Source organism: Bradyrhizobium sp. Mp27 (assembly GCF_029953005.1).
Taxonomy (GTDB): domain Bacteria; phylum Pseudomonadota; class Alphaproteobacteria; order Rhizobiales; family Xanthobacteraceae; genus Bradyrhizobium; species Bradyrhizobium barranii.
This window is the reverse complement of the sequence record NZ_JASAUS010000001.1, coordinates 145,780-160,830: the sequence shown is the minus strand read 5'-3', so window position 1 is coordinate 160,830 and position 15,051 is coordinate 145,780. Positions and strand designations below refer to the sequence as shown.

Here is a 15,051-nt window from a genome sequence, read left to right as displayed (position 1 = left end):
AATCATGCAGGAGACACCAGGGATGTACCCGAAAGTTCAGATGTTCATCGCCGGCGAGTGGACCGACGGCACCTCCGGCAAGTCGGAGGACATCCTCAACCCCGCCACCGGCCAGCCGATCGGCAAGACCCCGCACGCCTCGCGCCAGGACCTCGACCGCGCGCTGGAGGCCGCCAAGGCCGGCTTCGAGATCTGGCGCAAGACCTCGCCGTTCGACCGCTACAAGCTGATGCGCAAGGCCGCCGACATCATCCGCTCGCGCGCCGCCGAGATCGCACCCGTGATGACCATGGAGCAGGGCAAACCGGTCGTGGAAGCGCAGGGCGAGACCATGCTCGCGGGCGACCTCATCGACTGGTTCTCGGAAGAAGCCCGCCGCGCCTATGGCCGCATCGTGCCGCCGCGGATGGGCAACGTCTCCCAGCTCGTGACCAAGGAGCCGGTCGGCCCGGTTGCAGCCTTCACGCCCTGGAATTTCCCGATCAACCAGGCGGTCCGCAAGATCTCGGCCGCGCTCGCCGCCGGCTGCTCGATCATCGTCAAGGGCCCGGAAGAGACGCCTGCAAGCTGCATGGAGCTGGTGCGCGCCTATGCCGACGCGGGCATTCCGGCCGGTGTCGTCCAGCTGGTGTTTGGCGTGCCGTCGGAAGTGTCGGAATATCTCATTCCGCACCCGATCATCCGCAAGATCAGCTTTACGGGCTCGACCGCGGTCGGCAAGCATCTGGCTGCACTCGCGGGCCTGCACATGAAGCGTGTCACCATGGAGCTCGGCGGCCACGCGCCGGCGATCGTGTTTGCGGATGCCGACCTCGACAACGCCGCCAAGATCCTCTCGGCCAACAAGTTCCGTAACGCCGGCCAGGTCTGCGTCTCGCCGACGCGCTTCCTGGTGCATGAGAGCGTCTATCAGCCCTTCGTCGACAAGTTCGTGGCGACGGCCAAGAGCCTGAAGGTCGGCAATGGTCTCGACAAGGACACCCGCATGGGTCCGCTGGCGAACCCGCGCCGCGTCGACGCCATGGAAGGTCTGGTCTCCGACGCCGTGCAGCGCGGTGCCAAGGTACAAGCCGGCGGCAAGCGCATCGGCAACGAAGGCTTCTTCTTCGAGCCGACTGTCATCACCGACGTGCCGCGCGATGCCCGCATCATGAATGAGGAGCCGTTCGGCCCGCTTGCGCCGATCACCTCGTTCCGCAGCTATGACGAGGTGGTGGCCGAGGCGAACCGCCTGCCATACGGCCTTGCGGCCTATGCCTACACGACCTCGACCAAGACGATGCAGGCGATCGGCTCCGACATCGAGAGCGGCATGGTGTCGATCAACCATCACGGCCTCGCGCTGCCGGAAGTGCCGTTCGGCGGCATCAAGGACTCCGGCTACGGCTCCGAGGGCGGCCTCGAGGCGATCGAGGGTTACCTGAACACGAAGTTCGTCACCCAGGCGAGCGCGTAAGCGAGATCTCGTGGGGTGGGTTAGGCTTGCGCTGACCCACCCCACGCACTTGTATGTGGGGCCGTGTAGCCCGGATGGAGCGAAGCGCAATCCGGGACGGTGCCCCCGCATTTCGCTTCGCTCCATGCGGGTTACAATTCCTTGCCTGACGGGCGAGACATGGACAACAGCCGTCACCCGAGCAAGCGCGCGTCCCTTGCCGGGATGCATATCGACCGGACGTCGGCCGTGCCGCTGCATCTGCAGATCGCGGCGCACATCCGCGACGGCATTTTGCGCGGCGTCTTTCCGGCCGGAACGCAGTTTCTCGGCTCGCGCGAGATCGCGCGCGAACTGGGCTGTTCGCGCACGGTGGTGTTGACCGCCTGGGATCTGCTCTACGCCGAGGGCTATCTTGAATCGATGCCGCGCGGCAGTGTCATGGTGGCGTCAGTTGCGACCCTACATGCCGCGCCTGCGTCCGCGACCTCGTCTGCGGCCAAGCCCGCCCACATGTCGGAGCGCTGGCGCTCGCTGCTTGCCTTCGACTACGAGACCAACTGGCCCTCGGAATTCAGCCCGGGCGCGCCTGACATCTCGACCTTCCCATTCAAGGACTGGTCGCGCCTGCTGCGCCAGACCTGGCAAAATCCAAGAGAGCAGGAGTGTCTCGATCTTCCCGCGGAAGGCCATCCGCGCTTGCGGAGCGAGATTGCGAACTTCCTCGGTTCGGTGCGCGGGCTCGTCTGCTCGCCGGAAGAGGTTGTGGTTACCTCCGGCACATCGGGCGCGCTTGATTTCTGCAGCCGGATGATCCTCGATCCCGGCGACGAGGTCTGGGTCGAGGAGCCCGGCTTCGTCGAGGCTCGCTGGGCACTTACGGCTGCGGGCGCGAAGCTCGTCCCCATTCCGGTCGACGACAAGGGCCTCGTCGTCTCCGAAGGTGTCAGGCGCGCACCGGGTGCGAAGCTGATCGTGGTCACGCCGTCGCATCAATATCCGCTCGGCGTCAGCATGGGGCTGGAGCGGCGGCTCGAGCTGCTCGACTGGGCCAACAAGAACGACGTCTGGGTGATCGAGGACGATTACAATTCGGAGTTCAGGCACCAGGACAGCATGATCGCCTCGTTGCGCTCGCTCGATCGCGAGGGGCGGGTGATCTATTTCGGCACCTTCTCAAAGATCATGATGCCGAATTTGCGGCTCGGCTACATCGTCGCCAACAGGCATTTCATCGAGGGCTTTTCCAAGGGCCGCGCGCGGATCGACGTGCATACCTCCGGCATAGGTCAGCTCGCACTGGCCGAGTTCATGCGGGAAGGGCACCTGCTGCGGCATCTGCGCGGGATGCGGCGGATCTACGCCGCGCGCCGGAAGGCACTGATCGATGCCATCGCAGCGCTGATGCCTGACGATCTCACCGTATCCTCCGCCGTCACCGGATTGCATCTGGTGGCGCTGTTCACCGACGCGATGCAGGCACGGATGAGCGACCGAGAAGCGGCCGCGGTCCTGAAGCAGGCCGGCATCCACGTCCAGCCGCTCTCGCAAAACTTTCTGGAGCAGCCGACGCGGCAGGGCCTGGTGTTCGGCTACGGCCGGCTGCGGGTCGAGGATGCCGGGCCGCTGCTTGCGAGAATCGCGGCTTGCATCGGCAGCGGTCGCCGCAACGCACCGTTCGACCCGGCAATATCCTCTCTTACTGTTCGTACAATAAAGAGAAGCTGAGCCGACCGTCGTGCATAGCTCGTAGGCATGCGGCTATCCCGCATCGCCGTTCAATCGCCTGCAAATTAGACAGACGTTTTTGAGTGCTCCGATTGCAGTGCAGCGGGCGTCACGATTTGCACGGAGAAATCCGTGGTGCACTGCACGTTTGTCGCGCGGAACGGTTCGCGTTGGTGTGCTCTCTGCGCGTGCAGTGCTGCACCAAAACGTGCAGCCGGTGTTGCACCGCGTGATGCCGGTCCATGCGCTGGTCTAGTGGTTTGCGACAACTCTGGCCCTATCCCGAGCCCATCGCTCTGTCGCACGCTCGCAGGCGGTGGCATGACAGGGGATGATGATGAGCGCTCTCGGTTTGGCATTGGACGCTGCGATGGACGGCAAGCACCCGGCGTCCGGTTCGGACGTCATCCGTAACTGACCCCGCACATGAGCTCCTCCGAAAATCACTGGGAAGTCGGCACCGATATCGGCGGCACCTTCACCGACATCATCGCCATCAGGCGTGACTCCGCGGAGGCGCGTATCGCAAAGGTGCCGTCGCGCCCCGACGCGCCGGTTCAGGCGATGCTGGAGGCGATCGAGGCGGTGGGGCTGCGCAAGAGCGAGGTCAAGCGCTTCGTCCACGGCACCACGCGCGTCACCAACGCCATCGTCGAGAACCGGCTGCCGAAGGTCGCGCTGGTCGCGACCGAAGGGTTCGCCGATGTGCTGGAGATCGCGCGCTATCGCCGCCGCGATCTCTGTCGTCTCGACATTCCGCCGAAATCGCCGCCGCTGGTGCCGCCCGAACGATGTTTTGGGCTCGCCGAGCGCCTCGATCACGAGGGCAGGGTGCTGAAGGCGCTGGATGAGACCGAGATCGAGCGCCTTGTGGCTTGGCTGAAGCAGACTGGCGTGCAGAGCGTCGCGGTCGCACTGCTTCACGCCTATGCCAATCCCGTCCACGAAAAGATGCTCGGCGAACGGCTCAAGGGCGTCGTCGCCCACGTCTCGCTGTCGCATGAGGTCAATCCCGAGGCGCGCGAATACGAACGGACGTCGGCGACCGTGTTCAACGCGGCCGCGATGCCGATCGCGGTGGAATATCTCAGCGAGCTGGAGCAGCGGTTGCCGATCGGCGCCGGCTTGCAGGTGTTTCATTCGGCCGGAGCCATGGTCCCGATCTCGGCCGTGAAGCGGCGGCCGCTGGTGATGGCGATGTCGGGGCCGGCGGCCGGCGTCTCCGCATCGGTCAGCATCGCGCGCCAGCTCGGCACATCGCGCATGCTCACCTTCGACATGGGCGGCACCACGACGGACGTCTGCCTGATCGTCGACGGTCAGGCCGAGATGACCGATGGCCGCATGCTCGGCGACAAGCCGCTGCGTCAGCCGATGCTTGCGGTCCATTCCATCGGGGCCGGCGGCGGATCGATCGTACGAAATGGTCCCGGCGGCCTGACGGTCGGGCCGGAGAGCGCCGGCTCCGAGCCCGGGCCGGCCTGCTATGGCCGCGGCGGCCTTGAGCCGACCATCACCGACGCCAATGCCGTGCTCGGCTATCTCAATCCCGAGACCAAGCTTGGCGACCGCATCGGCATCGACATCAAGGCCGCGGAACGCGTCATCAACCCGATCGCGCGCGCCCTGGGGCTGAGCCTGACCGAAACCGCGCTCGGCATCATCAAGGTCGCCAACGCGACGATGGCTCGTGCGCTTCGCCGCGTCACGGTCGAGCGCGGCATCGACGGCCGCGACTGCACGCTGCTCGCCTTCGGCGGTGGCGGCCCGATGCATGCCGCAGGCCTTGCCGATCTCTACGGAATCGCCGAGGTTGTCGTGCCCAGCGCCTCGAGCGCGTTCTCGGCGCTTGGCTGTCTCACCGCCGATTTCAGCTTCCTCCAGCAGCAGACGCTACGTGCCGCCCTCGACGGCATCGATCTCGCGCGGGTGTCGGAGCGGATCGGGACGTTGATGGACGATGCTTCGGCGCCGCTTATCGCCAACGGTGTCGCCGTGGCGGAGATTCAGGTCGAGCTCGTGGCGCTGATGCGCTACGCGGCGCAGAATGATGCCATTCCGGTGCCGTTTACGTTGCCGCTCGACGTGACCAGACTGAAGAAGGACTTTTTGACGCGACATCACGAGCTGTTCGGCTATGCGACGAGCGAGCCCTGCGTCATCGAATCCGTGCGCGTGCAGGCGCGGCGCCCGTCGACGACCGTGGTGAGCCGGCCAGCGACTGCGGTGAGGGCGGTGTCGTCAGGCAGGCGGGCCTGCTCATTCGACGGCCTCCACAATATCCCGACCGCGATCATCGATCGCGCCAAATTGACCGATGTCATCAGCGGCCCCGCGATCATCGAGGACGCATGGTCAACGGTCGTGGTCCCGCCGGGTTGGCAAGCTAAACCCGATGCCGCCGGGAACCTCTTCCTGACGCGGAGGGCAGCATGAAGCTCGATCCGTTCGTCGTCGAGGTTATCAGGCACGGGCTCTCGGCCGCGGCCGAGGAAATGAGCCTGGTGATGACGCGCTCGGCGCGCTCGCCGCTGCTGCGCGAGGCCGGCGATCTCTCATCAGCAATCACGGATGGCCGCGGCGGCCTGGTCGGGCAGGGCCGCGACATCCCGATCCATCTCGGCGCGATGGCCTACACGATCCCGGAACTCCTGAAGGTCGTGCCGGTCGAGACCCTGAATGACGGCGACGTGCTGATCTACAATGTCGGCGCGCTCGGCGGCAATCACCTCAACGACGTCAAGGTCGTGCGTCCCGTCTTTGTCGACGGCGAGATCGTGGCGTTCGCGGTGAGCCTCGCGCACTGGCCCGACATCGGCGGCACCTGGCCCGGCAGCTATTTTGCCAAGGCGATCGACACGTTCCAGGAGGCGATGCGGATTCCGCCGGTGCTGATCGCCACGTCAGCCGGCGTCAACACGCCGATCGTGCAACTGCTCAAGGCCAACGTCCGCGATCCTGAGTCCTGCGAGGGCGATCTGCTCGCGCAGATCGCGGCGACCAAGGCCGGCGAGAAGCGCATCGTCGAGCTTTGCCGCGAGCACGGCAAGGCGGTGTTCACGGCGACGCAGTCGCGCCTGCACGATCTCTCCGAAATCGAGATGCGGGAGGCGCTCCGCGACCTGCCGGACGGCGTCTACGAGGGCGAGGACTTTCTCGACGACGGCAGCGTCAACAATGCACCTGCGCGCATCCATGTGAAAATCACCATTCGCGGCGACGAGGCGACCTTCGACCTTTCCGGAAGCTGCGATCGCGTCTCCAACTTCTGCAACACGACGCCGTTCATGGCGCGCTCGGCGGTCGCCTATGCCGCGCGCATCATGAGCGGACGCGACATGCATCAGAATGCGGGTGCGCTGCGGCCTTTGACCATCGTCACGCGCCCGGGCTCGATCCTGGAGCCGGGCTGGATGGCGTCCGTTGCCGCCGGCAACCACGAAACGTCCATGCGCATCGTCGATGCGATTTTTCGCGCGATGCAGGACACCATCCCTGAGCGTCTGTCGGCGGGCGGGGCGACCACGGCGGGCGTGCTGTTTTTTGCCGAGCCGCGGCAGAACGGCTCGTGGAAGATGCTCTACGAGGTTCACGGCGGTGGTGAGGGCGCGCGGCATGATCGGGCCGGCATGTCGGCGACGCGCGTGCATCTGTCCAACACGTCGAACACGCCGGTCGAGGTGATCGAGGCAAGCTACGCAATCCGCCTCGAGCAGCAGGCCATTCGCCGGCAGTCCGGCGGCGCGGGCGCGCATCGCGGCGGTGACGGCTCCGTTCGCACCTATCGCATCCTGGCACCCTCGATGCACCTGACCACCTGCATCGAGCGCATGGTGATTGCACCTTGGGGCATACAGGGCGGCGAAGCCGGCAAGGCCTGCCGCATCTCGCTGGTGCGGAAGGGCGAAAACGTCGCGATCGACGGCAAGTCGAACCTGGTGTTGCAGCAAGACGATCTCGTCACGATCGAGATGTGCGGCGGCGGCGGCTATGGCGCCGTGTCCGCAGAGTGAGGGGATTGCGATGAGCAGATTGTTGCGAACCGGGTTGAATGCAGGCGAAGCCGCGCCGATGGCCGTCGTCGGCGGCGAGGGCGTCTATTTTCACCTGTCGGACGGCCGCAAGTTGATCGACGGCAGCAACACCGGCGGCGGACTCGGCCATCGCCATCCCGCGATGGTGGAGGCGATCCGCCGCGCGGCCGATACGCCCGTCGTGAACGAAGGCTGGACCTGGGTTGGCCGCGAGCAGGCGGCCGACGATCTGATGGTCACCGCATTCAAGGGCGAAGACGACTGGGTCGGCGCGGTGCGCTTCTGCATCAGCGGCAGCGAGGCCAACGACATGGCGCTGTCGCTCTGCCAGGCGCTGACGCAGCGACCGGCGCTGGCGACGCGCGAGCGCGCCTATCATGGCATCACCGGCCTGTCGCGCAGCATGACGGTGCAGCCGCAGTGGCATGGCGGCCTCGCGGTGCACGCAGGCGGCTCGAAGCTGCCGGCGCCGATGGCACCGGTGCGGATTCTCCCGGCGCCCGATGGCGCCATCTATGGCGCGCCGGCCAACAATACGCCGCCCAGCGAATATCTGGCCGATGCCACGCGGCTGCTCTCGGACACGGCCGCGACGATCATCGACTACACCCAGGGCGGCATCTATTACGACGGTGCCTATCAGGACGAGGTAGCCCGCTGCGCGCGGCAGGCTGGCTCGTACTGGATCGCGGACGAGGTCGTCACCGGCGCAGGCCGCGCAGGACGCTGGTTCGCGTTCCAGGGCGCTGAAAGCCGGCCCGATATCGTGACGCTGGGGAAATCGCTCGGCGGCGGTGCCGCAGCCGTTGCTGCCGTCGTGGTGTCGAAAGACATCGTCGAGCGGCTCAAGGGCACGAGCTGGCAGAATTACGGCACGCTGCGCGGCCATCCCATCAGCATGGCCGCCGTCAGCGCGTACCTGAAGGTCGTCAGCGAAGAAAAAATCCTGGAGCGCGTAGCGAGCCTGGAAAAGCTGTTCATCCGGCGCCTGCTCGCGATCGCGCAGAAGCATCCGAGCGTGCAGCGCGTGGCGGGGCAGGGGCTGCACTGGACGGTGGAGCTGCACGGTCCGGATTGGCGCTCCTGGCATGCCGACACCACGGAAGTGCCGATCGCCTCGCGCGTGGCGGAGCGGGCGCTGGAAGCCGGCGCGGTGATCGGCACCAGCGGCGAGCAGACCTCGCTGTTCCTGGCGCCGCCGCTGGTCATCTCCGAGCATGAGGCCGAATTGCTTCTGGATGCGCTCGATCACGGCCTCGACATCGCAGACGAGGAGCACGGGTGAGCGCAGACCCCGCAACACCTCATCGCTCGCCGGCCTGGCCGGCGGACGAGCCCTGGCATCTCGCGATGCCGGAGGGGGCGCTGTACGACGCGCTTGTTCAGGCCGCGCTGGATCGCCCATCGCATCCGGCGACGGTGTTTTATGGTGCAAGCCTGAGCTATGCCGAGCTACGCGCGCGGGTCGATGCCTTGGCCGGCTTCCTGCAGAACGCTTGCGGCGTGAAGCGCGGCGATCGCGTCATGATCGCGCTGCAGAACTCGCCGCAATATGTCATCGCCTACTACGCGGTGATGCGGGCGGACGCCGTGATCGTGCCCATCAATCCCATGAACAAGACGGCTGAGATCGCGTACCTCTCCGAAGACAGCGGCGCCAAGGTCGCGATCATCGGAAGCGAGCTCAACGACATATTTACGCCGCTGGCGGGCGAAGCTATCACGCATACGATCGTCGCGCAGTATCGCGACGAGATCCCGGACGCGACGCCCTACACGTTGCCGTCCTGCGTGACTGAAGCGCCGTCGGAGGTGCCGCCGTCGCCGGGTTGGCATTCCTGGTCATCTGCGATCACGAAAGGCTTGCAACCTGATCCGATGACCACGGGGCCGGACGATCTCATGATCCTGCCCTACACGTCGGGGACGACAGGCAAGCCCAAGGCCTGCATGCATACGCATCGCAGCGCGCTGTTCACGGCCGTCCTGCAGGCACGCTGGTATGGACTCGACGGCAGCGACGTGATGACCGGCTTCATGCCGCTGTTCCACGTCGCGGGCATGCAGGGCTCGATGAATGCCGCTGTGGTGACAGGCGCCACGCTGCTGTTGATGGCGCGCTGGGACAAGGATCTGCTGCCGGATCTGTTCGAGACCTACGGCGTCACGTTCTGGAACGCGGCGCCGACCATGATCGTGGACGTGCTCGCAAGCGCCCGGTTCCGAGACCGGTGCTTTGCAAAACTCAAGGTGCTGACCGGCGGCGGCGCGGCGATGCCCACCGCGGTGGCCGAACGGCTCAAAGGCCGCTTCGGCCTCGATTTCGTCGAGGGCTACGGCATGACCGAGACGATGTCGCCGACCCATCTCAATCCGATGGCTGCGCCGAAGCGCCAGTGTCTCGGCATTGCCGTGCACGAGACCGATGCGAGGGTCGTCGATCCCGAGACCCTGATCGAGCTCGACGACAATGTCACCGGCGAGATCGTCGTGCACGGGCCGCAGGTGCTGCAAGGCTACTGGAACAGGCCGCAGGCCGACGCTGAGTCCTTCACCGAACTGTCCGGCAAGCGGTTCCTGCGCACGGGCGATCTCGGCTATCGCGACGCCCAAGGCTATTTCTTCGCGGTCGACCGCCTGAAGCGAATGATCAATGTCAGCGGCTTCAAGGTGTGGCCGGCCGAAGTGGAAGCCGCGATGTACCAGAACCGCGCCATTCGCGAATGCTGCATCGTCTCGACCCCCGACGACTACCGCGGCGAGACCGTCAAGGCGCTGGTGGTTCTCGATGAAGCCGCGCGCCCGACGACGTCTGCGGACGACATCGTCGGTTGGGCTCGCAGCGCGATGGCCAGCTATAAGGCGCCGCGCGCCGTCGTCTTCGTCGATGAGCTGCCGCGCACCGCCAGCAACAAGATCAACTGGCGGCTCTTGCAGGATGCCGAATGGGGGCGGACGGCATGAAAGCTGCTTGGCTGGAAAAACGGCGCAAGACCGCGTTATGCTGCGCGCGCCGGCACGCCCCTCAAGCTATGATCCCCAGCCTCACCAGGAAATCAGGAACTCGCTGATGCGTATCGTCACTGTTGCCGCCGCCCAGATGGGCCCGATCCAGAAGGCCGACAGCCGCGAGGCCGTGGTCAGGCGCATGATCGCGCTGATGGACGAGGCGAAAGCAAAAGGCGCCGACCTGATCGTCTATCCGGAACTGGCGCTGACGACGTTCTTCCCGCGCTGGTATTCGGAGGACCGGGCGGAGGCCGACATCTGGTTCGAGCGCGAGATGCCGAATGCGGCGACCAAGCCGCTGTTCGAGCGTGCGGCGCAGCATCAGATGGCGATGAATTTCGGCTATGCCGAGCTGACGCCTGATGGCCACCACTTCAACACCGCGATCCTGACCGACAAGTCCGGCAAGATCGTCGGCAAATATCGCAAGGTCCATCTGCCGGGCCATGTGGACTACGACACCAAGCGGTCGCACCAGCATCTGGAGAAGCGCTATTTCGAGCCGGGCGATCTCGGCTTCAATGTCTGGCGCGAGCTGGGTGGCATCATCGGCATGGCCATCTGCAACGACCGGCGCTGGCCCGAGACCTATCGCGTCATGGGCCTGCAGGGCGTCGAGATGGTGCTGATCGGCTACAACACGCCGTCGGTGAATGCGGAGAAGAGCGAGGAGGGCGTCGAGAAGCGGCTGTTCCACAACCGTCTCTCGGTGCAGGCCGGCGCCTATCAGAACGCGACCTGGGTCGTCGCGGTGGCCAAGGCGGGTGTCGAGGACGGCCATCCGCTGTTCGGCGGCAGCCTGATCGTCGATCCCGATGGCGAGATCGTCGCCGAGGCCAAGACGGAGGGCGACGAGGTCCTGGTTCATGCCTGCGACCTCGACGCCACGACGTTCGGCAAGACCACGATCTTCAATTTTGCCCAGCACCGCCGCATCGAGCATTACGGCCTGATCACCAGTCAGACCGGCGCGGTGCCGCCGCCGGAGAAGTGACGCCGATGGCGGACAAGGGCACATCCGGCATTTCCTTGCGCGAGCTCGATCCGCGCGACCGCTACAAGCTGCTTTGCGGCGTGGTCGTGCCGCGGCCGATTGCGCTGGTAACGACGCTGGACGCGAACGGAGCGGTGAACGCCGCGCCCTTCAGCTTCTTCAATGTCTTCTCCGAAAGCCCGGCGCTGATCGTGCTCGGGCTCCAGCACAAGCCGGATCACAGCCCGAAGGATACGACCCGCAACATCCATCGTGACGGCGAGTTCGTGGTTCACATGGTGGACGAGGCGCTGTCTGCCACGATGAATGATTGCGCGGTCGATTTTCCCTCTGGCGACAGCGAGGTCGCGGCGACCGGGCTTGCGACGTTTCCCTCAGTTGACGTGAAGGTGCCGCGCCTTGCGGCTGCACCATTTGCTCTCGAATGCCGCCGTCACGTCGTGCTGAATTTCTCGCCCGATCGCGAACTGCTGGTCGGTGAGGTGCTCAGGGTTCATGCCCGGGAGGGCCTCGTCGACGAGGCCAACATGTATGTCGATCTCGATGCTTACCGGCCGATCGGCCGCATGTTCGGCAATCTCTACACCACGCAGCGGGATACGTTTTCCTTGACGCGCGAGAGCCACGCGCAATGGCTCGCGCGGCAGGACGCCAAAGAGCTGAAGGACGCCTAGTGAGCCGAGAACTGCACCGTACCCAGTGCCATGGTGACGGCCGCCTGTGTCGGGTCGATCACGGCAATGCCAAGCGCGTCTTCCAGCGGACGGCGATGGCGCGCCATGCCGGCGCAGCCCATCACGATGGCGCGGGCGCCGTCCTCGTCACGCAGCGCGCGGCCGACATCGATCATCTTCGCCAGCGTTCCTTCGCCCGAGGCGGTTTCGGCAACGCTCATGTTGAGCGGCCGTTCGCCTGCGAGGCGCTCGGTCAGGCCCATCTGCCTGAGATAGCGCATGTGGCGCGGGATCGAGCGCTGGGCAATCGCGATGACGCCGAAGGTCTCGGCACGCGCCAGTGCCGTCAGCACGCCGCACTCGGCGATGCCGAACACCGGCCGGTTGGTGCCCTCGCGGCAGACCTGAAGCCCGGGATCGCTGTAGCAGGCGATGACAAACGCGGCCGAGCTGTTGTCGCCCTCGACCAGTTTTCGCAGCGGCATGGCAACGCCATCGACATCGGCCTGGCTTTCGATGCCGAACGGACCCTCGGCCAGCGACTGGCAGACCAGTTCCGGCCCACCCTCGAAACCGAGCGGCTTCAAGGCGTCCTCCAGCCCTTGCGTGACCGCAGGGTTGGAATTCGGATTGATGACGAGAATGCGCGGCCGGGGCATGTTGGGCTTCCCTTGAAATGGCGATCACGTAGCTCAGGCATATCATGGAGTGCCTCATGACTGAACCCACATACGACCTGATCATCCGCGGCGGCCGCGTCGCCACCACGACCGATGTGTTCGAGGCCGATGTCGCGATCTCCGGTGAGACCATCGCAGCGATCGGCCGCGGGCTTCCGGCGGCGAAACGCGAGATCGATGCGCGCGGCAAGCTGGTGCTGCCCGGCGGCGTCGACAGCCACGCGCATATCGAGCAGCTGTCCGCGGCCGGCATCATGAATGCCGACACCTTCGAGAGCGCGACCGTCTCTGCCGCTTTCGGCGGCACCACCACGGTAATCCCGTTCGCCGCCCAGCATGTCGGCATGAAGCTGCCGCAGGTGGTCGAGGATTATCACGCGCTGGCCAAGAAGGGCGCCGTGATCGACTACGCCTTCCACATGATCATTGCCGACGCGACCAAGGAGACGGTCGAGGAGCACATTCCGGCGCTGGTGAAGCAGGGCCATGGCTCGATCAAGATCTTCATGACCTATGACCGGCTCAAGGTCGACGACGAGCCGCTGCTCGACATTCTCTTGGCCGCGCGCCAGTCCGGCGCGATGTTGTGCGCCCATGCCGAAAATCACGGCATCATCGCCTGGATGGTGAAGCGCCTGCTTGCGCGCGGCTACACGATGCCGAAATATCACGCCGTCAGTCATGCCCGCGTGTCGGAGGCGGAAGCCTTTACGCGACTGATCGGCATGGCGGCGCTGATCGACCAGCCCATCATGATCTTCCATGTGTCCACGGCCGAAGGCGCGAAAGTCATCCGCGATTCGCGCGGGCAGGGGTTGAAGGTCTTCGCCGAGACCTGTCCGCAATATCTGTTCCTCACGGCAAACGATCTCGACAAGCCGGGCACCGAGGGCGCCAAGTGGATGTGCAGCCCGCCGCCGCGCACGCATTCCGACCAGGAAGCGCTGTGGCAGGCGCTGTCGCTCGGCGATCTCCAGACCATCTCGTCGGATCATGCGCCCTATCGCTACGACGAGACCGGCAAGCTGCGCGCCGGACCCAATCCGAACTTCAAGCAGGTTGCGAACGGACTGCCGGGGCTGGAGCTGCGGCTGCCGCTGCTGTTCGACGCGATGGTGTCGAAGGGCCGGCTCGGCCTGGAAAAGTTCGTGGAATTGACTTCGACCGCGCCGGCAAAAATCTACAATCTGCATCCGCGCAAGGGCTCGATCGCGGTCGGCGCCGATGCCGATATCGCGATCTGGGACCCCAATCGTGAGACGACGATCGCGGACGAGATGATGCACGATCTCGCCGGCTACACGCCGTTCGCGGGCCGCAAGCTGAAGGGCTGGCCGGTGTCGGTGCTCTCTCGCGGCCGCGTCATCGTCGATGGCAACAAGTGTCTCGCGACTGCCGGCAGCGGAAAATTCCTGGCGCGCAGCGGCGGCGAGGCGGCAAAGCCGACGGGGCGGCTCGTCGCCGACATGGATCCCGAGCGGAATTTCGGGGCGAAGCTGCTGTGACGGCGGATCGCGCGCGATGAAGATCGTCATCTTCGGCGGCACCGGCTTTGTCGGCCTCAATCTTGCCGAGGTGCTGCTCGCGCGCGGGCATGACGTCACGCTGTATGACCGCGCAGAGTTGCCGCCATCCGCGCGGCGATCGCTTGCTGACTACGGCGCACGGCTCAACGCCGTGCAGGGCGATATCTCCGACGCAGACGCCATCGACGCTCTCATTGCCGCGGGCTGCGATGCGATCGTGCTGGGCGCCGCGGTGACGGCCGGCGATGAACTCGAGCGAGCGTCGACCGCGCGCGTCCTCGAGATCAACGTGATGGCGCAAATCCCCATCCTGCTCGCGGCGATCCGTCATGGTGTGCGCCGTGTCGTCAATCTGTCGTCGGCGTCGGCCTATGGCGCCGCGGGTGCGCGGGTCGAGATTCTGGACGAGGAAACGCCCTGTGATCCCGTCTCGTTCTACGCCATCAGCAAGTTCACCTCGGAGCGGTCCGTCGCCCGCCATGCCGAGCTCTTTGGCGGCGATTTCCTGAGCGTGCGGTTGACTGCGGTGTTCGGGCCGTGGGAGCGACCCGGTTCAGTGCGCGATACACCGAGCCTCCAGTATCAGATCCTGGCCGCATTCGCTCGCGGTGAGCCGGCGATCATGCCGGGGCCGGGTATGCGAGACTGGACCTACGCGCCGGACGCTGCCGAAGCGGTCGCGATTCTGGTCGAAGCCGAGCGCCCTCGTCACCGGCTGTACAACATTTCGAACGGCGGAGCGTGGCCCGCATTGCAATGGGGCGAGGCGTTCGCGGCGTTGCATCCCGGCCTGGAGTGCCGGCTCGCGGCACCCGGAGAAAAGACCGCCATAAAGCTGCACGGGCCGGCTCGCGCGCCGCTCGCGGTGAACCGGATGGCGGACGAATTCGGCTGGCGCGCACGGTTTGGCTGTGCCGAGTCCGCCGCGGCGATGAGCGCCTGGTTGACCCAGCACAAGGAGTGGATCTGAG

11 protein-coding genes are annotated in these 15,051 nt (G+C 65.7%); 10 read left to right on the top strand and 1 reads right to left on the bottom strand.

What is annotated here, in order from left to right; genetic code table 11:
* The first annotated feature begins 22 nt into the window (after positions 1 to 22).
* The 8 genes from QJT78_RS00680 to QJT78_RS00645 all read left to right on the top strand — a co-directional run bounded on the left by QJT78_RS00680 (position 23) and on the right by QJT78_RS00645 (position 11,874).
* Positions 23 to 1,456, top strand: coding sequence for an NAD-dependent succinate-semialdehyde dehydrogenase (locus tag QJT78_RS00680; protein WP_028148451.1), 1,434 nt, complete (start codon positions 23 to 25; stop codon positions 1,454 to 1,456).
* Between the two features lie 159 nt (positions 1,457 to 1,615).
* Positions 1,616 to 3,163: a PLP-dependent aminotransferase family protein gene (locus QJT78_RS00675; RefSeq protein ID WP_038941773.1), complete on the top strand. Its 1,548-nt coding sequence runs from the start codon at positions 1,616 to 1,618 to the stop codon at positions 3,161 to 3,163.
* A gap of 426 nt (positions 3,164 to 3,589) precedes the next feature.
* Entirely contained in the window at positions 3,590 to 5,599 is a 2,010-nt protein-coding gene (locus QJT78_RS00670) for a hydantoinase/oxoprolinase family protein (RefSeq protein ID WP_038941772.1), read from the top strand.
* Positions 5,596 to 7,176, top strand: a complete 1,581-nt coding sequence (locus QJT78_RS00665; protein ID WP_028148448.1) for a hydantoinase B/oxoprolinase family protein — start codon at positions 5,596 to 5,598, stop codon at positions 7,174 to 7,176. The genes QJT78_RS00670 and QJT78_RS00665 overlap by 4 nt, the downstream gene beginning before the upstream one ends.
* 10 nt (positions 7,177 to 7,186) lie before the next feature.
* On the top strand, positions 7,187 to 8,482 hold the full coding sequence (locus QJT78_RS00660; protein WP_028148447.1) for an aminotransferase class III-fold pyridoxal phosphate-dependent enzyme: 1,296 nt from the start codon (positions 7,187 to 7,189) through the stop codon (positions 8,480 to 8,482).
* Positions 8,479 to 10,161, top strand: coding sequence for a long-chain-fatty-acid--CoA ligase (locus tag QJT78_RS00655; protein ID WP_028148446.1), 1,683 nt, complete (start codon positions 8,479 to 8,481; stop codon positions 10,159 to 10,161). The genes QJT78_RS00660 and QJT78_RS00655 overlap by 4 nt, the downstream gene beginning before the upstream one ends.
* Before the next feature lie 106 nt (positions 10,162 to 10,267).
* Positions 10,268 to 11,200: an N-carbamoyl-D-amino-acid hydrolase gene (locus QJT78_RS00650; RefSeq protein ID WP_028148445.1), complete on the top strand. Its 933-nt coding sequence runs from the start codon at positions 10,268 to 10,270 to the stop codon at positions 11,198 to 11,200.
* A gap of 5 nt (positions 11,201 to 11,205) precedes the next feature.
* Complete coding sequence (locus tag QJT78_RS00645) at positions 11,206 to 11,874, top strand: flavin reductase family protein (RefSeq protein ID WP_038952530.1); 669 nt, start codon at positions 11,206 to 11,208, stop codon at positions 11,872 to 11,874.
* Here QJT78_RS00645 and QJT78_RS00640 read toward each other — a convergent pair.
* Positions 11,871 to 12,533 carry an aspartate/glutamate racemase family protein gene (locus tag QJT78_RS00640; RefSeq protein WP_028148443.1) on the bottom strand — a complete coding sequence of 221 codons (663 nt, stop codon included), beginning with the start codon at positions 12,531 to 12,533 and terminating at the stop codon, positions 11,871 to 11,873. The genes QJT78_RS00645 and QJT78_RS00640 overlap by 4 nt on opposite strands.
* A 56-nt stretch (positions 12,534 to 12,589) precedes the next feature.
* Here QJT78_RS00640 and hydA point away from each other — a divergent pair, with 56 nt between their 5' ends.
* Positions 12,590 to 14,059 (top strand): dihydropyrimidinase, encoded by a 1,470-nt coding sequence (gene hydA, locus QJT78_RS00635; RefSeq protein WP_028148442.1) that lies wholly within the window; start codon positions 12,590 to 12,592, stop codon positions 14,057 to 14,059.
* A 16-nt stretch (positions 14,060 to 14,075) separates the two neighbouring features.
* On the top strand, positions 14,076 to 15,050 hold the full coding sequence (locus QJT78_RS00630) for an NAD(P)-dependent oxidoreductase (RefSeq protein ID WP_028148441.1): 975 nt from the start codon (positions 14,076 to 14,078) through the stop codon (positions 15,048 to 15,050).
* Position 15,051 lies beyond the last annotated feature (1 nt).